This window comes from Burkholderia sp. Ax-1720 (assembly GCF_011753035.1).
In the GTDB taxonomy this organism is placed as follows: domain Bacteria; phylum Pseudomonadota; class Gammaproteobacteria; order Burkholderiales; family Burkholderiaceae; genus Burkholderia; species Burkholderia gladioli.
In genome coordinates, this window is sequence record NZ_VWWK01000145.1 from 1 (window position 1) to 17683 (window position 17683).

Consider the following 17683-nt stretch of genomic DNA (forward strand, 5'->3'; position numbering starts at 1 on the left):
CGCGGCATGCCGCACCGGGGCGCTGCCGCAGGCGGCCAGCAGCGCCGCCGTCGCGATCGCGGCGGCCCAGGCGGCCAGCCGCGGCCCGAACCGCCTACAATGTTCGTACTTGATGGAAACCGCCATGTCTGATCTGTTCGACGAATACCCGATGCTGATCTTCGCGCTGGAATCGCTGCTGGCGCTCGGCCTGCTGATCTTCATCGTGCTCTGGACCGCGTCCGGCAAGAAGAAGGCCCGCTCGCGCCCCGACGATCCGCCGCGCCGCCCGTAAGCACGCCGCGCCGCGCCCTCAGTGCAGCGTGCGCGGCATGTGCAGCGCGAATTCGGCGACCGGCGCCTCGAAGCGCTCGCCGTCCTCGGCCACGCAGAAATACGCGCCGCGCATGGTGCCCACGGGCGTGGCGATCACCGCCCAGCTGGTGTACTCGAATTGCTCGCCCGGCTTGAGCAGCGGCTGGTGGCCGACCACGCCGAGTCCCTTCACTTCCTGGACCTTCTGTTCGCTGTCCGTGATGACCCAGTGCCGCGCGATCAACTGCGAGGCCACCTGACCGGTGTTGACGATCGTCAGCGTGTACGCGAATGCGTATTGACGGCGTTCCGGGTCGGATTGTTCCGGCAGATACGCCGTTTTCACCGACACGCTGAATTCATACTGGCTCATGGCAATCCCGCTTCGAAGGTCGACCGGCGCCCACGATCCGGCGCCGCGCGGGCAGCCGCCTGGGCGACCCGCACTGGTTCGGCATTCTGCTTGATGCGGCCCCCGCCCGCAACCGCGCGGCCTGCCGGGGCCGCCCGCGGCGGTAGAATGGCGCTTTTGCATAAGCACGTCCCCCTACCGCCATGACGCAATTCCGTATCGCTCCCAGCATCCTGTCGGCCGACTTCGCCCGTCTCGGCGAGGAAGTCCGCAACGTGGTCGCCGCCGGCGCCGACTGGATCCACTTCGACGTGATGGACAACCATTACGTCCCGAACCTGACGATCGGCCCGCTGGTCTGCGAGGCGATCCGCCCGCATGTGCAGGTGCCGATCGACGTGCACCTGATGGTGCGCCCGGTCGACCGGATCGTCCCCGATTTCGCCAAGGCCGGCGCCAACGTGATCAGCTTCCACCCGGAAGGCTCGGATCACATCGACCGCACCCTGTCGCTGATCAGGGACCACGGCTGCAAGGCCGGCCTGGTGTTCAACCCGGCCACGCCGCTGCACTACCTCGACCACGTGATGGATCGCCTCGACCTGATCCTGATCATGTCGGTGAACCCGGGCTTCGGCGGCCAGTCCTTCATTCCCGAGGCGCTGCGCAAGATCCGCGAGGCGCGCGCCAAGATCGACGCCTATCGCGAGCGCACCGGCCGCGAGATCCACCTGGAAGTGGACGGCGGCGTGAAGGTCGACAACATCGCCGAGATCGCGGCAGCCGGCGCGGACACCTTCGTGGCCGGCTCGGCGATCTTCGGCAAGCCCGACTACAAGGCGGTGATCGACGAGATGCGCACGGCCCTGGCCGGCGTCGCGAAGGGCTGAGGCGATGAGCGCGTCGATCCGTTTCGCCTCGCCGCGGCTGGTTGCCGCCCTGATCGATCTCGACGGCACCATGATCGATACCGTCGACGACTTCACGGCCGCCCTCAACGCGATGCTGGCGCGGATCGGCGCGCCCGGCACGCAGCGCGACGAGGTCATGCACTACGTCGGCAAGGGCTCGGAAAACCTGATCGTCCAGGTGCTCAAGCCGCGCCTGGCCGAAGCCGAGGCGCAGGCGCGCTTCGACGAGGCGCTGGCGATCTACCAGGCCGAGTACGCCACCATCAACGGCCGCCACACGCGGCTCTACCCCGACGTCGAGGCCGGCCTGGCCGCGATGCGCGCGGCCGGCCTGGCGCTGGCCTGCGTCACCAACAAGCCGTATCGCTTCGCGCTCGAGTTGCTCGCGCAGTACCGGCTCGACGGCTATTTCGGCGTGGTGCTCGGCGGCGACAGCCTGCCCCGCAAGAAGCCCGATCCGCTGCCGATGCTGACCGCCTGCCAGCGGCTGGACGTCGAACCGGCGCTGGCGGTGGCGATCGGCGACTCCGAAAACGACGCGCTGGCGGGCCGCGCGGCGGGCCTGGCGACGCTGACGGTGCCCTATGGCTACAACCACGGCAAAGCTATACAAACGATAAATTCGGATGGTATAGTCGATTCGCTGCTCGAGGCGGCGCAGGTCATTACCGCGCACAACGCCGTCGAGCGAACCCTCTGATTTATTCTTCCATCCGCATGTTTCTGAACAAAAAACGGAGTCTGAGCAGCATCGACCGGGGAGCCTGGCCCTGGCGTCGCTGGTCGCGCTAACCTCGCTCCCGAGGTTCGCCGAAGCCTGTCTTCGGCATCCGTTTTTTGTTTTGCTGCGCGATTCGCGCCTCGTCACTCGATTGTCCATGCCCTGCCCTCGCCCCGAACACCTCGCGTCCGGGCGCCGGGAACGCGCATCGGTCGCTCGCACGACGATGGTGCAAGCCGGTCAGGCCCTGACCGCAACCCGCCCCCGGCCCGCCGCGCAGCGACCGCGATTCTCCCGGCATGCCCTGCCGCTCGTCCCCACAGGACCGGAACATGACTGAACTCGAATTCCAATCGCTCGCGAATCAAGGCTACAACCGCATCCCGCTGATCGCGGAAGCGCTCGCCGACCTCGAAACCCCGCTCTCGCTGTACCTCAAGCTGGCGCAGTCCGAGCGCGGCGGCGCCAATTCCTTCCTGCTCGAATCGGTGGTCGGCGGCGAACGCTTCGGCCGCTACTCGTTCATCGGCCTGCCGGCCCGCACCCTGGTGCGCACCAGCAAGGGCGTCTCCGAGGTGGTCACCGACGGGAAGGTGGTGGAGACGCACGAAGGCGATCCGTTCACCTTCATCGAGCAATTCCAGGCACGTTTCAAGGTGGCCCAGCGCCCCGGCCTGCCGCGCTTCTGCGGCGGCCTGGCCGGCTACTTCGGCTACGACGCGGTGCGCTACATCGAGAAGAAGCTGGCCGACACGGCACCGCCCGACGACCTGCACCTGCCCGACATCCAGCTGCTGCTGAGCGAGGAAGTCGCCGTGATCGACAACCTGGCCGGCAAGCTCTACCTGATCATCTACGCCGACCCGTCGCGCCCCGAGGCCTACCCGCGCGCCAAGCAGCGCCTGCGCGAGCTCAAGCAGCGCCTGCACTCGACGGTGCAACCGCCGGTGACCTCGCCGAGCGTGCGCACCGAAACCTTCCGCGAATTCAAGAAGGACGACTACCTGGCCGCCGTGCTCAAGGCCAAGGAATACATCGCCGAGGGCGAGCTGATGCAGATCCAGGTCGGCCAGCGCCTGACCAAGCCCTATCGCGACAATCCCCTCTCGCTGTACCGCGCGCTGCGTTCGCTGAACCCCTCGCCGTACATGTACTACTACAACTTCGGCGAATTCCACGTGGTGGGCGCCTCGCCCGAGATCCTGGTGCGCCAGGAAAAGCGCGGCGAGGACCAGATCGTCACGATCCGCCCGCTGGCCGGCACGCGCACGCGCGGCAACACGCCGGAGCGCGACGCCGCGCTCGCCACCGAGTTGCTCAACGACCCGAAGGAAATCGCCGAGCACGTGATGCTGATCGACCTGGCGCGCAACGACGTGGGCCGCATCGCCACCACCGGCTCGGTCGCCGTGACCGACAAGATGGTGATCGAGAAGTACTCGCACGTGCAGCACATCGTCAGCTCGGTGGAAGGCAAGCTCAAGCCCGGCATGACCAACTACGACGTGCTGCGCGCCACCTTCCCGGCCGGCACGCTGTCGGGCGCGCCCAAGGTGCGCGCCATGGAGCTGATCGACGAACTCGAGCCGGTCAAGCGCGGCCTGTACGGCGGCGCGGTCGGCTACCTGTCGTTCTCGGGCGAGATGGACCTGGCCATCGCGATCCGCACCGGCCTGATCCACAACGGCAATCTCTACGTGCAGGCCGCGGCCGGCGTGGTGGCCGACTCGGTGCCCGAATCCGAATGGCAGGAAACCGAGAACAAGGCGCGCGCCGTGCTGCGTGCGGCGGAACAGGTGCAGGACGGCCTCGACAGCGACTTCTGAACGGAGACTGACCATGCTGCTGATGATCGACAACTACGATTCGTTTACCTACAACCTGGTCCAGTACTTCGGCGAACTCGGCGAAGACGTGCGGACCTATCGCAACGACGAGATCACGCTCGCGCAGATCGCCGAGCTCGATCCCGAGGCGATCTGCCTGTCGCCGGGCCCGAGCAACCCGCAGCACGCGGGCATCACGCTCGAGGTGCTGCGCGAGTTCGCGGGCAAGAAGCCGATCCTGGGCGTGTGCCTCGGCCACCAGGCGATCGGCGAGGCCTTCGGCGGCCGCGTGATCCGCGCCAAGACCATCATGCACGGCAAGGTGAGCCGCATCGAGACCGACGGCCGCGGCGTGTTCGCCGACCTGCCCCGGCACTTCGACGTGACGCGCTACCACTCGCTGGCGATCGAGCGCGAGACGCTGCCCGACTGCCTGGAAATCTCGGCCTGGACCGAGGACGGCGAGATCATGGGCGTGCGCCACAAGACGCTGCCGATCGAGGGCGTGCAGTTCCACCCCGAATCGATTCTCTCCGAGCACGGCCACGCGCAGTTGCAGAACTTCCTGAAGCAGGCGCGCGCGAGCGCGGCCCAGCCGGCATGAGCGGGGATGCGATGACGATTACCCCGCAGGAAGCGCTGCAGCGCACGATCGAGCACCGCGAGATCTTCCACGACGAGATGCTGCACCTGATGCGGATGATCATGCGGGGCGACATGTCGCCCGTGATGGCCGCCGCGATCATCACCGGCCTGCGCGTGAAGAAGGAGACGATCGGCGAGATCGCCGCGGCCGCCACCGTGATGCGCGAATTCGCGCGCCACGTCGAGGTGGCCGACAACTCGAACTTCGTCGACATCGTCGGCACCGGCGGCGATGGCTCGCACACCTTCAACATCTCGACCGCGACCATGTTCGTGTCGGCCGCGGCCGGCGCCAAGGTGGCCAAGCACGGCAACCGCAGCGTCTCGAGCAAGTCAGGCAGCGCCGACGTGCTCGACGCGCTCGGCGTCAACATCGATCTCGCTCCCGAGCAGGTGGCGGCCTCCATCGAGGCCACCGGGATGGGCTTCATGTACGCGCCGAACCATCATCCGGCGATGAAGAACATCGCGCCGGTGCGCCGCGAGCTCGGCGTGCGGACCCTGTTCAACATCCTCGGGCCGCTGACCAACCCGGCCGGCGCGCCCAACCAGCTGATGGGCGTGTTCCACCCCGACCTGGTCGGCATCCAGGTACGCGTGATGCAGCGGCTCGGCGCCGAGCACGTGCTGGTGGTCTACGGCAAGGACGGCATGGACGAGGTCTCGCTCGGCGCGGCCACCCTGGTGGGCGAGCTGCGCGACGGCAAGGTCACCGAATACGAGATCCATCCCGAGGATTTCGGCCTGCAGATGGTGTCGAACCGCACGCTGAAGGTCGAGAATGCCGACGAGTCGCGCGTGATGCTGCTCGAGGCGCTCGACAACAAACCCGGCGTGGCGCGCGAGATCGTCACGCTGAACGCGGGCACCGCGCTTTACGCGGCCAATATCGCGCCCTCGATCGCCGAGGGCATCGGCCTCGCGCGCGAAGCCATCGCCAGCGGCGCGGCGCGCGCCAAGGTCGACGAGCTGGTACGCTTCACCAGTCAGTTTCCGCGCTGAACCCCTGCGTGCCGACCGGCCAGCCGGTCGGCCAATCCACCCGGATCCCGGTCCGAACCCCATTCCGTCGGATTTGCCATGAGTGACATCCTCAACCGAATCATCGGCGTCAAGCGCGAGGAAATCGCCGCCGCGCTGCAGAGCACGCCGCTCGAAGCCCTCGAGCTGGAAGCCGAAACCCGCGATCTGCGCGACTTCGTCGGCGCGCTGCGCGCCAGGCACGCGGCCGGCCAGTCCGCCGTGATCGCCGAGGTGAAGAAGGCCAGCCCCTCCAAGGGCGTGCTGCGCGAGCATTTCGTGCCGGCCGAGATCGCCGCCTCGTATGCGCAGCACGGCGCGGCCTGCCTGTCGGTGCTGACCGACGAGCAGTTCTTCCAGGGCAGCGCGCGTTATCTCGAGGAAGCCCGCGCGGCCTGCGAGCTGCCGGTGCTGCGCAAGGACTTCATCGTCGACGCCTACCAGGTGCTCGAAGCGCGTGCGATGGGCGCCGACGCGATCCTGCTGATCGCCGCCGCGCTCGACACGCCGCAGATGCAGGACCTGGAAGCCTATGCGCATTCGCTGGGCCTGGCGGTGCTGGTCGAGGTGCATGACCGCGACGAGATGAACGAGGCGCTCACGCTGAAGACGCCGCTGATCGGCATCAACAACCGCAACCTGCGCACTTTCGAGACCACCATCGAGACCACGCTGGGCATGCTCGACATGGTGCCGGCCGATCGCATCGTGGTGACCGAATCGGGCATCCTCGCGCGCGCCGACGTGGAACGCATGAAGGCGGCCGACGTGCACTGCTTCCTGGTCGGCGAGGCCTTCATGCGCGCCGAGCAACCGGGCGAGGAACTCGCCCGGATGTTCTTCTGACGCGTATCGCAATGGCCATCGAAACCGAAATCAAGCTGGCGCTCCCAGCCGGCGCGCAGGGCGCGGCCCGCAGTGCGCTGGACGCCTGCGCCGGCGCGGCGGGCCGCGAGATCCATCTCGCCAACGTCTATTACGACACGCCCGATCTCGCCCTGGCACGGGCCAAGAGCGCCATTCGCGTGCGCCTCGCGCCGCAAGGCTGGCTGCAGACCTTCAAGACGGTCGGTTCGGCCGAACAGGGCCTGCATACGCGCCACGAATGGGAGCTGCCGGTAGCCGGCGATGCGCTGGAGATCGACGCGCTGCTGGCCGTCTGCGACGTGCCGGCCGCGGCCGACGCGCTGCGCGCGGCCGCGCCGCGGCTGGTCGCGCTGTTCCGCACCGATTTCGCGCGCACACTCTGGCGCATCGTCCGTGACGGCAGCACCGTCGAGGCCGGGCTCGATCTCGGCGAGATCATCGCCGAGGTGGACGGCGACACGCGTCGCGCGCCGATCCGCGAGATCGAACTCGAATTGATCGAGGGCGACGAGGCCGTGCTGCACACGCTCGCGAACGAACTCAAGGCCGCGCTGCCGGGCCTCGCGCCCGACGACCAGAGCAAGGCGCAGCGCGGCTACCGCCTGCGCGACGCCTGAACCATGGCGAGCCGTTCCCCCTCCCGCGCCAAGCCGGGCGCCGTCTCGCAAGCGTCACTGTTCGACGAACCGGCCACGTCCACGCCCGGCGACACCGAAACCGCCGCGATCGCGGCGGATGTCGGCGCCGGCGCGGCACCGGCGGCGCTGCCGCTCGAGGCGCAGTTCGAGGCCCTGCCCACCGCATGGCGCGAGCTGCTCGCGCCCTTCGTGTCGAGCGACGCCTACGCCCCGCTGTGCCGCTTCGTCGACGCCGAACGCGCGGCCGGCAAGACGATCTACCCGGCCGACGTGTTCCGCGCGCTGCGCCTGACCTCGCCCGACGAGGTCCGCGTGGTGATCCTCGGCCAGGACCCGTATCACGGCGACGATCGCGGCACGCCGCAGGCTCACGGCCTGGCCTTCTCGGTGCCGCCGGCGGTACGCCCACCGCCTTCGCTGCGCAATATCTTCAAGGAAATCGCCGCGAACTTCGGGCACGACACGCCGATGCACGGTTGTCTCGACTCCTGGGCGCGCCAGGGCGTGCTGCTGCTCAACACCGTGCTGACGGTCGAGCAAGGCGCGGCCGCGAGCCACGCGAAACGCGGCTGGGAGCCCTGCACCGATACGCTGATCCGCGAACTGGCGCGCCGCCATCGCGCCCTGGTGTTCATGCTGTGGGGCGCGCACGCGCAGGCCAAGCGCGCGCTGTTCGATACCAGCGCGCATTGCGTGCTCGAGTCGCCGCATCCCTCGCCGCTGTCCGCGCACCGCGGCTTCCTCGGCAACCGGCATTTCGCGCTGGCCAACGACTACCTGGCCGAGCACGGCAAGGCGCCGATCGACTGGCGGCTACCCGCCGAGGCCGTCACGCTGGCCTGAAGCCGGGCCACGCCCGATCCGTCCGCCGCAAACGAAACAGCCCGACCGGCCTATGCCGATCGGGCTGTTTTCATTCGAGGCAGCAGCCGAAGCGCGCGCCCGGGGGGGCGCGGCGCACGCTCCGGAAAGCCGCCTCAGGCTGCCGCGGCGATCGCTTCGCGGGCTGCCGCCAGCGCGGCCGTTTCCGCGTCCGGGCCCATGTTCAGGCCTTCGGCGTGGATGAAGTTGACGTCGGTCATGCCCAGGAAGCCCAGGAAGGTCTTCAGGTACGGCGTCTGCGTGTCGTTCGGCGTGCCGAGGTACTTGCCGCCGCGGGCCGAGACCACGAACACCTTCTTGCCCGTGACCAGGCCTTCCGGGCCGTTCGCGGTGTAGCGGAAGGTCACGCCGGCGCGGGCGATCCAGTCGAAATAGGTCTTCAGTTGCGAGGAGATGCCGAAGTTGTAGAGCGGCGCGGCGATCACGACGATGTCGGCGGCCTGCAGTTCGGCGACCAGTTCGTCGCTCTTCGCGACGATCGCGTTCTGCTCGGCGCTGCGTTGTTCGGCCGGCGTGAAGAAGGCGCCGAGCACGGCGTCGTCGAGGTGCGGCTGCGCGTTAGCGAGCAGGTTGCGCACCACCACCTTGGCGCCCGGGTTGGACTGGGCCAGCTTGGCGGTCAGTTCGTCGGACAGTTGGGTCGAGCGGGCGCCTTGCGAGCGGGCGGCGGAATTGATTTGCAGGATGGTCGTCATGTCGGGCTCCGTTGGGTTTGCGCTGGAAGCAGCGCGAGTGGGGCCCATTGTGCGGATCCCCCCCGACATGAAAAAGCGGGCCGCCGGCGACGGATTGTTGCAACAGCGGGACAATCCGCCACGACCCATCGCCGGTTTACCGTGCTACAGCCCGAGCCAGGCGTTCTGCCAGGCACGCCGCGCGGCCGGCTTGTCGGCCGCCGCCAGCTTGTAGCGCACCACGTCGGGCGCGTCGAGCCGCAGCGTGGTGGTGCGCAACTCGTCGCGGCGGAAGGCATGGGCTTCGACCCTGTCACCAGGGCGGTAGCGCGCCAGCAGCCCCTCCAGGTTGCTGCCCGTCACGCGCAAACCGTCCAGCGCGACCAGCACGTCGCCGGCCGACAGCCCGGCCCGATGCGCGGCACCGCCCTCGTGCACCACCGCCAGCGTGCAATCGCCGCCACCGCGTACGCGCGCACCGATCGAGGGTTTCGCGCCGGGGCCCGCCTCGGGCGAGAGCGACACGCCGAACGGCTCGAACAGCTCGGCCAGCGGCAGGTCGCGCGTGCCCGAGACGGCATCGTCGAACAAGCGGCCCAGGTCGACGCCGGTCGCCTCGACGATCAGCGCGGCCACCTCGCCCTCGGCCACGCCTCGCGGCTGGCCTTGATAGAAGTCGCGGCCGTAGCGCGTCCAGAGCAGGCGCATCAGGTCGTCCAGCGACTTGCGATTGCGCGTCGCGGCGCGAATCGCCAGGTCGAAGCTCAGCGCCACCAGCGAACCCTTGGTGTAGTAGCTGACGATCGCATTCGAGGCGTTCTCGTCCTGGCGGTAGTACTTGACCCAGGCATCGAACGAGCTTTCCGCCACGCTCTGTCTGGTGCGGCCCGCGCCGCGCAGCACGCCGCCGACGGTGCGGCCCAGCGCAGCCAGGTATTCCTCGCGGCTCATCAGGCCGCTGCGCACCAGCATCAGGTCGTCGTAGTAGGAGGTGAAGCCCTCGAACAGCCACAGCAGCGAGGTGTAGTTCTCCTGCTTCAGGTCGTAGGGCACGAAGGCGGCCGGCTTGATCCGCTTCACGTTCCAGGTGTGGAAATACTCGTGGCTGCACAGGCCCAGGTAGGTGCGGTAGCCCTCGCTGGTTTCCGGGCGGCCCTTCACCGGCAGGTCGGTGCGGTTGCAGATCAGCGCCGTCGAGGCACGATGCTCGAGGCCGCCGTAACCGTCGCTGACGGCCTGCGTCATGAACACGTAGCGCGCCATCGGCGCCTTCTTCGTGCGTGGCTCGAACAGCGCGATCTGCGCCTCGCAGACGCGCTTCAGGTCCGCGCACAGACGCTCCATGTCGAGCCGCGCGACGCGGCCGGCGATCACCACGTCGTGCGGCACGCCATGCGCGTCGAAGCTCGCCAGCGCGAATTCGCCGAGCGTGACGGGATGGTCGATCAGTTCGTCGTAGTTGTCGGCCTCGTAGTCGCCGAACGCGTAGCGCCGCGTGCCGCGCGCCTCGCGCAGCGCCGTCGCCACGCGCCAGCGGCGCGCCGTCTCGCCCTCGGGCTTGCCGATCGCCACCACGCAGGGCGCCGCCTCCTGCCCCTCGACGGCCAGGAACACGCTGGTGCCGTTGAAGAAGCCGCCGGTATCGTCGAGATGCGCGGCGCGCACCGAGAGGTCCCAGGCATAGACCTCGTAGCGCAGCGTCAGCGGCCCCTCGACCGGCGCGGCCTGCCAGCTGTGCTTGTCGGCCTTGGCGATGCGGACCTTGCGGCCGGCCTCGTTGAAGGCGCGCAGCGTGACGATGTTGCGCGCGAATTCCCGCACCATGTAGCTGCCCGGGATCCATACCGGCAGCATGAAGCGCTGGCCGGCCGGGTCCGGCTCGGCGACGCTCAGCGTGACTTCGAACAGGTGGGCGGCGGGGTCCTTGGGGACGATGGAATAGCGGATCGGGGTCATCGGGGGCATCGGCAAAGGTTGGCGAAACGGGCCGGCAACAAAACGGTTCGTGCAGCGGGTTGTGCAGCGGGTTGTGAAGCGGGTTCGAGATGCGAAAAAGGCGCCAGACGAATGCCGGCGCCTCTTGCTGGTTCGGGCGATCAGGCCCGGCGCGTCACTTGACGGCGGCCAGCGCGCTGTTGAGCTGGTCGGCGGACACCGCGCCCGGCAGGCGCGTGCCGTCCGCCAGGATGATGGTGGGCGTGCCCGTCACGTTCAGGCCGCGGCCCAGCGCCAGGTTCTTGTCGAGCGCCGAGGTATCGCAGTTGCCCGCGCCGCTCGGCGGCTGATGGCCGACCATCCAGTTCTCCCAGCTCTTGGCGCGATCCGAGGCGCACCAGATCGCCTTCGACTTGACCGTCGAGTCGGGCGTCAGCACCGGGTAGAGGAAGGTATAGACGGTGATGTTGTCCATCGACTGCAGCGTCGATTCGAAGCGCTTGCAGTAGGGGCAGTTCGGATCCGAGAACACCGCGATCTTGCGCGCGCCGTTGCCCTTCACGTACTTGATCGCGTTGTTGAGCGGCAGGCTGGCGAAATCGACCTTGTTGATCTCGGCCATGCGCGCCTCGGTCAGGTTCTTGCGCGTCTTGGTGTCGACCAGGTCGCCGAGCAGGACGTAATCGCCCGCCGCGTCGCTGTAGACGATTTGCGACCCGAGATTCACTTCGTAGAGGCCCGGGATCGGCGACTTCTCGATGCTCTTGACGGTCGCGTCGCCCAGGCGCGCCTGCAGCGTGGTCTTCAGCTTGTCGGTGGTCTGGTCAGCCTGCGCGGTGCATCCCAGCGTGGCGGCGGCGGTCGCCAGCACGAGCGCGGCGATGCGGACTGTGGTTTTCATTCACTCTTCCTTGGGGGTCTGTCGGAGCACGTCCGTTAGTGTACGACGGTGGGCGAACCCTGTCCGACCGGCCTGCGCCGGATTGGTTCGTCACGAAATCAGGATCGGAATCGGCTCGCGGCGCCGGTGATGGCTGCGCGCCGGCGCCGCGAGCCAGCCGCGGCGGCGCTCAGCCGAGCGCCGAGGCGACCAGCCAGCGCTTGACGAAGGGCTGCGCGCCGACCAGCGCCATGCCGGTGTTGCGGGCCACGCGCGCCAGCGTGCCGGGCAGCGCGAACAGCCGCTGCAGGCCGTCGGTGGCCGCCATCAGCGCGCGGATGTCCTCGCGGCGCGAGCGCTCGTAGCGGCGCAGCAGCACGGTGTCGCCCAGATCGCGAAAGGCTTCGCGCGAGGCGATGGCATCGGCCAGCGCGGCCACGTCGCGCAACCCGAGATTCATGCCCTGCCCGGCCAGCGGGTGGATCAGGTGGGCGGCATCGCCGACCAGGGCCACGCGCGGCGCGATCAGCCGGTCGACGGTCTGCAGCGCCAGCGGGAAACCCTGGGCCGGCGTCACGCAATCGAGCGCGCCGAGCTGGCGATGCGTGACGCGTTCGACCTCGGCCGCCAGTTGCGCCGGATCGAGCGCCAGCAGTTCGTCGGCATGCGCCGTGTGCGCCGACCAGACCAGCGAGACGTGGCCGTCGGGCAGCGGCAGCAGGGCGACGATCTCGCCGTCGCGGAACCACTGCCAGGCGGTTTCGCGGTGCGGCTCGGCAGCCTTGAAATTGGCGACCACGCCGGTCTGGCGATAGTCGCGCCGCTTGACCTTGGCGCCCATCTGGGAACGCACCCAGGAATGCGCGCCGTCGGCACCCACCACCAGGTCGGCCGAGATCACCTCGCCGTTGGCGAGCGACAGCGTGGCGCGCTCGGGCGTGATGTCGAGCCCCTGGGCACGCGTGTCGATCCAGCTCAGGTTCGGCTGGAAGCGCAGCGCCGCATCCAGCGCCCGCTCGACCAGCGAGGATTCGCCGATCCAGGCCAGTTGCGGCACCGCGGCCTGGAAGGCCGAGAAATGCAGCTCCGCCTGGGCGTCGCCGTAGACGCGCATGTCGTAGACGGGCGCGAGCCGCGTGTGCTCGAGCGCCTGCCAGACGCGCAGGCGTTCGAGCAGGGCCTGGGAGCTGGCCGACAACGCGTAGACGCGCGCGTCGAACGCCGTGTCGGCCGCGCGCGGCGCGGCGGGCTGCGCGAGCAGCGCCGTCTTGAGGCCGGCCTGGGTCATGGCGAGCGCCGCGGTCTTGCCGACAAGGCCGCCGCCGACCACGGCGACGTCGAAGGTCTGAGGATGGGCAGTCATGGCGCGCATTATAGCTGCGGGGCCGTTTTTTCCATGTGGCACGGGCTTGCGGAAGATCAGCGCGAACCGGGGTTCGGCGGCGATCTCCAGCGACTCGCCGAGGCTGCGGGACGACCGCGCCGAGCGGCACGACCAAGCGCGGCATGGCAGCGGAGAAAACTGTCGCGCGCGACCGACACGGACAAACCCTGCCCGTGATCGCCACCCGGGTTCCGCGGCCCTTGCCGCCGCGCTCGATCGCCAGTCCGGCGCCCCCTTCCGGCACTGAACGAGCCGTCGCTTGGGCGCTGCGAATTCACCGTGCCGAGCTTCCCGCCCCCGCCTTTTTCGCTCCCTCCACAAGTCGTTGCGATCCGAACCCATTTCATCCGTAACCGCCCCCGCGATCGCCCCGTGAGGCACGGCCCGCAAGCATTACAGCCCACACGTTTCCTTACAAACGCATACCGCTTGTCATGCCCTGCACCGCTACAGTCGGCTCCATTGATGAACCAAAGGGAAACGCCATCATGAAACTCAAACGCATCGCCCTCCTCGCCTCGCTCGCCGTGCTGCTCGGCTCCACTCTCGGCGGCTGCATCGTGGTGCCGGACGGCGGCTACCACCACCATCGCGACTACTATCGCTACTGATCCGCCGCGCGCGAGTCCGGGCGATTCCGGGCTTGCGTGAAATCGTCCATGGCGTGCTATTGTTGATTCGTCGGCCCCGCGTATCACCGGTGACGGAAAGCGACTCTCAACCCCATCTCGAGCATGGCCATGAGCGACGTACACCCCAACCTCACCCAACACGACCGCGTCGAGCTGCTGTGCTGGCTCACCGTCGGAAATCTCGGCGCGTTCTACCTGAACGAATCGTGGCCAGCCGCATCCTTCCAGGTGCAGGCCGCGCACAAGTGGCTCGACCGCCACCTGCGCGAGGCCGATTGGCTCTGCATCGCCAAGCTCGCCGCCGTCGCGCTCGACATCGCCAGGAAGCACGGCGACTTCGTCGAGAAGGCCTGGGCGCGCGACGCCGTCGAGGAAATCATCGATACCGAGGAGCTCGACACGCAGTCGCGGCTCGTCGCGCTGGTGATGGAAGACTGCCGAGCGGCGCTGGCCGACCGACGCGTCGCCGACTGACGGGCGGCGCGCTCGCCAGGAACGGCGAATTCCCGGGGCGGCGACGCTCCGGTCGTTCGACCGCCGGCGCAGCCTGTCGATGCTTGCGTCCGCGGCTCCCGCCGTAACCGGGCTTGCCCTCGCCTCGCCCGCCCCTGGTCGGCAGGCGCCCCGCCCGCCGCGCCGCCGTTTCCGTCCCGCGCCGGCGCCGCCGTCCCTCCCGCTTGAAATCCCCCGATCCGAACGCGATACAATTGCGCCTTTCGCGGGCAGCATCCGCGCGAAACCGCCGGCTCCAGCGCCCGGTCGCGCCGCCTGCCGCCCCGCCCCGGTTCCGTCTTGCGCGGCCGATCGGCCCGAAGCTGCCGGGCGCGCCCCGCGCGAGCACACAACATCTGATCCAGAAAGGTTTCCCATGAGCCTCAAATGCGGCATCGTCGGCCTGCCAAACGTCGGCAAGTCCACCCTGTTCAACGCGCTGACCAAGGCCGGCATCGCCGCCGAGAACTACCCGTTCTGCACCATCGAGCCGAACGTCGGCATTGTCGAGGTACCGGATGCGCGCCTGAAGGCGATCTCGGCGATCGTCAATCCCGAGCGGATCGTGCCGGCGGTGGTCGAGTTCGTCGACATCGCGGGCCTGGTGGCCGGCGCCAGCAAGGGCGAAGGCCTCGGCAACCAGTTCCTCGCCAACATCCGCGAAACCGATGCGATCACCCACGTGGTGCGCTGCTTCGAGGACGAGAACGTGATCCACGTGGCCGGCCGCGTGAACCCGCTCGACGACATCGAGGTGATCAACACCGAGCTGGCGCTGGCCGACCTGGGCACCGTCGAGAAAGCGCTCACGCGCTACTCGAAGGCCGCCAAGTCGGGCAACGACAAGGAAGCGGTCAAGCTGGCCGCCGCGCTCGAGAAGGTGCGCGCCCACCTCGACCAGGGCAAGGCCGTGCGCGGCCTGGACCTGTCCGAGGACGAGCTCGCGATCCTCAAGCCGTTCTGCCTGATCACCGCCAAGCCGGCGATGTACGTGGCCAACGTCAAGGACGACGGCTTCGAGAACAATCCTCACCTGGACGCCGTGCGCAAGTACGCCGAAGCCGAGAAGTCGCCGGTGGTGGCGGTGTGCGCCGCGATCGAGGCCGAGATCGCCGATCTCGACGATGCCGACAAGGAAGCCTTCCTGGCCGACATGGGCATGGACGAGCCGGGCCTGGACCGCGTGATCCGCGCCGGCTTCAAGCTGCTCGGCCTGCAGACCTATTTCACCGCCGGCGTGAAGGAAGTGCGCGCTTGGACCATCCATATCGGCGACACCGCCCCGCAGGCGGCCGGCGTGATCCACACCGATTTCGAGCGCGGCTTCATCCGCGCGCAGACCATCGGCTACGAGGACTACATCGCCTACAAGGGCGAGCATGGCGCGAAGGAAGCCGGCAAGATGCGCGCTGAAGGCAAGGAATACGTGGTGCACGACGGCGACGTGATGAACTTCCTGTTCAACGTCTGAGGCATGGTAGAAATCTGACGATTTATCCTGACCGCGGGAGCGGTCGAATTCGACGAGCGCTCCAGTCGACCCGCGAAATCCAGGGTATTTCGGATCAGGCAGAGGCATCTGCATCCAACCGTGGAGCCGCCTCTCTCCACTACGGAGTCCATAGTCGGCTGTTGGTCGCGATCGAGGCCACCAGCGGGGAGTCGACATGAGCGAAAAGCCCGTGTCTCTCGCCCCAGTCCCGGAAGGCTACGCCAACTGGCTGGGTGAGTTGAAGAGCCGCATTCATCGTGCCCAGCAACGGGCAGCACTGGCCGTCAACCGGGAACTGGTGCTGCTCTACTGGCAAATTGGCCGTGACATCCTGCAACGGCAAGCAGAGCAGGGTTGGGGGGCCAAGGTCATCGAACGGCTGGCGCACGATCTCCGAACGGCCTTCCCCGATATGAAGGGATTCTCCCGCGCAAACCTGATGTACATGCGCTCGTTCGCCGATGCCTGGCCGGACGCGACAATTGTCCAACAGGCTGTTGGACAATTGCCCTGGGGCCACAACCTGGTATTGCTGGCCAGGCTGAAACAACCTGAGCAACGACTCGCTTACGCTCGACGAGCCATCGAGCAAGGCTGGTCGCGTGCCACGCTGGAAATCCATATCGAATCCCGCCTGTTGGAGCGGGAGGGCCAGGCAATCACCAACTTCGCCGATCGTCTAGCCGCGCCGGGGACCGACCTGGCACGGCAGTCCCTCAAGGATCCTTACCTTTTCGATTTCCTGGATATCGGCCAGGAGGCCAACGAACGCGAAATCGAGGCGGCACTGGTCAAGCACATCACCCAGTTTCTTCTCGAGTTGGGCGCAGGCTTTGCCTTTGTCGGCCGCCAGGTTCATCTGGAAGTTGGCGGTGACGATTTCTTCATCGACCTGCTGTTCTACCACCTCAAGCTGCACTGCTATGTAGTGGTCGAGCTGAAAGCCGAGAAGTTCAAACCGGAGCACCTTGGTCAACTGAGTTTCTACCTGACCGCCATGGATATGCAGGTCAAGGCAGAGCAGGATAATCCGACCATCGGCCTGCTGCTGTGCAAGAGTAAAAACACCGTGGTGGCTGAATATGCGCTTCGCGACAAGACTCAGCCCATCGGCGTGGCGGAATACCAATTGATCGAATCCCTGCCTGCGGAACTGCAAACCAGCCTGCCCAGCATCGAGCAGATCGAGCGTGAGCTAGGTGGTGGGCAAGATTAAGTACTCCATCGCCAACACGCCCCCGAGGAAACTGCAAGGAGCCCAGCCGTGAACGACCAGAACGAGCGCGACAGCCTGCTGACGGCACGCGACATCCTTCGTGAATTCGTCGCCGAGCGCGGCTGGTCCAGGTTTCACACGCCGAAGAACCTCGCCACGGCCTTGAGCGTCGAGGCGAGCGAATTGCTCGAGCCGTTCCAGTGGCTGAATTCGGGCGAGGCCGCCGAACTCGGCGAAGCCGGCCTGCAGGCGGTGCGCCACGAGATGGCCGATGTGCTGGCCTACCTGGTCCAGCTCGCCGATCAGCTGGACATTGACCTGCGCGCGGCCTTCCTGGAAAAGATGGTGATCAATCGCCAGAAATACCCGGCGGAGAAGGTATTCGGCGATTCACGCAAGTATTCCGACTACGAAGACGACCACGGCAACTCAGCGCCGCCTGCCTGAAAACCCCGCCGCGCTTCATCGCGCCCTCACCTCAAGACACCCCCTCGAACCGCGCCAGGATCCGCAGATCCTCGCCGACTCGCTCGACATCATGGAAGCGCAGCTTCACGCGCGACTCCAGCGAGACCGGCGCGCTGAGCTCGAACATCGCCGCCGCATCGGCGCCCAGCAGGCTCGGCGCGACATAGACCAGCAACTCGTCCACCAGCCCCGCGCGCAGCAGCGCCCCGCTCAGCGTGCGCCCCGCCTCCACGTGCAGTTCGTTGTCGCCGCGCCCGCCCAGCTCGGCCAGCACGGCGGCCAGGTCGACCGAGCCGCGCGCGTTGGCCAGCGACACCACCTCGGCGCCACGCGCGCGCAGCGCATCGGCACGCG

20 protein-coding genes and 1 pseudogene are annotated in these 17683 nt (G+C 67.8%); 14 read left to right on the forward strand and 7 right to left on the reverse strand.

Going from position 1 to position 17683, the window contains the following annotated elements:
* A pseudogene (locus F3J18_RS38310) lies at window positions 1-204 on the reverse strand (murein transglycosylase); the annotation flags it as partial.
* Between the two features lie 88 nt (window positions 205-292).
* Window positions 293-667 carry a Co2+/Mg2+ efflux protein ApaG gene (gene apaG / locus F3J18_RS28140; protein ID WP_013696530.1) on the reverse strand — a complete coding sequence of 125 codons (375 nt, stop codon included), beginning with the start codon at window positions 665-667 and terminating at the stop codon, window positions 293-295.
* On the opposite strand from apaG, the gene F3J18_RS38705 reads away from it, so the two are divergent.
* From F3J18_RS38705 to F3J18_RS28180, 9 genes are all read left to right on the forward strand, one after another.
* The gene (locus F3J18_RS38705; protein WP_080959746.1) at window positions 593-853 is read left to right on the forward strand and encodes a hypothetical protein; all 261 of its coding nucleotides are present in this window, start codon (window positions 593-595) and stop codon (window positions 851-853) included. The genes apaG and F3J18_RS38705 overlap by 75 nt on opposite strands.
* Entirely contained in the window at window positions 850-1536 is a 687-nt protein-coding gene (rpe, locus tag F3J18_RS28145) for a ribulose-phosphate 3-epimerase (RefSeq protein ID WP_013696529.1), read from the forward strand. The genes F3J18_RS38705 and rpe overlap by 4 nt, the downstream gene beginning before the upstream one ends.
* Before the next feature lie 4 nt (window positions 1537-1540).
* On the forward strand, window positions 1541-2257 hold the full coding sequence (locus F3J18_RS28150; RefSeq protein ID WP_166915429.1) for a phosphoglycolate phosphatase: 717 nt from the start codon (window positions 1541-1543) through the stop codon (window positions 2255-2257).
* 353 nt (window positions 2258-2610) lie between these two features.
* Window positions 2611-4104, forward strand: a complete 1494-nt coding sequence (trpE, locus tag F3J18_RS28155) for an anthranilate synthase component I (protein ID WP_166915431.1) — start codon at window positions 2611-2613, stop codon at window positions 4102-4104.
* A 13-nt stretch (window positions 4105-4117) separates the two neighbouring features.
* The gene (locus F3J18_RS28160) at window positions 4118-4708 is read left to right on the forward strand and encodes an aminodeoxychorismate/anthranilate synthase component II (RefSeq protein ID WP_013696526.1); all 591 of its coding nucleotides are present in this window, start codon (window positions 4118-4120) and stop codon (window positions 4706-4708) included.
* Between the two features lie 11 nt (window positions 4709-4719).
* On the forward strand, window positions 4720-5751 hold the full coding sequence (gene trpD, locus F3J18_RS28165) for an anthranilate phosphoribosyltransferase (protein WP_025100550.1): 1032 nt from the start codon (window positions 4720-4722) through the stop codon (window positions 5749-5751).
* Between the two features lie 78 nt (window positions 5752-5829).
* Window positions 5830-6615 carry an indole-3-glycerol phosphate synthase TrpC gene (gene trpC, locus F3J18_RS28170; protein WP_166915433.1) on the forward strand — a complete coding sequence of 262 codons (786 nt, stop codon included), beginning with the start codon at window positions 5830-5832 and terminating at the stop codon, window positions 6613-6615.
* An 11-nt stretch (window positions 6616-6626) separates the two neighbouring features.
* Window positions 6627-7253 (forward strand): CYTH domain-containing protein, encoded by a 627-nt coding sequence (locus F3J18_RS28175; RefSeq protein ID WP_025100552.1) that lies wholly within the window; start codon window positions 6627-6629, stop codon window positions 7251-7253.
* A 3-nt stretch (window positions 7254-7256) separates the two neighbouring features.
* The gene (locus F3J18_RS28180) at window positions 7257-8117 is read left to right on the forward strand and encodes a uracil-DNA glycosylase (protein ID WP_166915435.1); all 861 of its coding nucleotides are present in this window, start codon (window positions 7257-7259) and stop codon (window positions 8115-8117) included.
* Between the two features lie 134 nt (window positions 8118-8251).
* Here F3J18_RS28180 and F3J18_RS28185 read toward each other — a convergent pair whose 3' ends face one another.
* The 4 genes from F3J18_RS28185 to F3J18_RS28200 all read right to left on the reverse strand — a co-directional run bounded on the left by F3J18_RS28185 (window position 8252) and on the right by F3J18_RS28200 (window position 13017).
* Window positions 8252-8851 (reverse strand): NAD(P)H-dependent oxidoreductase, encoded by a 600-nt coding sequence (locus F3J18_RS28185; RefSeq protein WP_025100554.1) that lies wholly within the window; start codon window positions 8849-8851, stop codon window positions 8252-8254.
* A 144-nt stretch (window positions 8852-8995) separates the two neighbouring features.
* Entirely contained in the window at window positions 8996-10786 is a 1791-nt protein-coding gene (locus tag F3J18_RS28190) for a PDZ domain-containing protein (RefSeq protein ID WP_166915437.1), read from the reverse strand.
* A 154-nt stretch (window positions 10787-10940) separates the two neighbouring features.
* Window positions 10941-11666, reverse strand: coding sequence for a DsbC family protein (locus F3J18_RS28195; protein WP_013696519.1), 726 nt, complete (start codon window positions 11664-11666; stop codon window positions 10941-10943).
* A 169-nt stretch (window positions 11667-11835) separates the two neighbouring features.
* Window positions 11836-13017, reverse strand: a complete 1182-nt coding sequence (locus F3J18_RS28200; protein WP_096749802.1) for a UbiH/UbiF family hydroxylase — start codon at window positions 13015-13017, stop codon at window positions 11836-11838.
* Between the two features lie 500 nt (window positions 13018-13517).
* On the opposite strand from F3J18_RS28200, the gene F3J18_RS38600 reads away from it, so the two are divergent.
* The 5 genes from F3J18_RS38600 (at window position 13518) to F3J18_RS28220 (ending at window position 17308) form a co-directional block, all read left to right on the forward strand.
* Complete coding sequence (locus tag F3J18_RS38600; protein WP_036030550.1) at window positions 13518-13640, forward strand: hypothetical protein; 123 nt, start codon at window positions 13518-13520, stop codon at window positions 13638-13640.
* A gap of 129 nt (window positions 13641-13769) precedes the next feature.
* Window positions 13770-14135 carry a hypothetical protein gene (locus F3J18_RS28205; protein WP_025100557.1) on the forward strand — a complete coding sequence of 122 codons (366 nt, stop codon included), beginning with the start codon at window positions 13770-13772 and terminating at the stop codon, window positions 14133-14135.
* Window positions 14136-14529: 394 nt separating this feature from the next.
* Complete coding sequence (ychF, locus tag F3J18_RS28210; RefSeq protein ID WP_166915439.1) at window positions 14530-15624, forward strand: redox-regulated ATPase YchF; 1095 nt, start codon at window positions 14530-14532, stop codon at window positions 15622-15624.
* A gap of 196 nt (window positions 15625-15820) precedes the next feature.
* A complete protein-coding gene (locus F3J18_RS28215) occupies window positions 15821-16861 on the forward strand; it encodes a PDDEXK nuclease domain-containing protein (RefSeq protein ID WP_105829842.1) in 1041 nt (346 codons plus the stop codon).
* Window positions 16862-16909: 48 nt separating this feature from the next.
* On the forward strand, window positions 16910-17308 hold the full coding sequence (locus tag F3J18_RS28220) for a nucleotide pyrophosphohydrolase (protein ID WP_025100560.1): 399 nt from the start codon (window positions 16910-16912) through the stop codon (window positions 17306-17308).
* 31 nt (window positions 17309-17339) lie between these two features.
* Here F3J18_RS28220 and F3J18_RS28225 read toward each other — a convergent pair.
* The coding region (locus F3J18_RS28225) for a dihydrofolate reductase family protein (protein ID WP_205195602.1) at window positions 17340-17683 on the reverse strand (344 nt) is incomplete at its 5' end.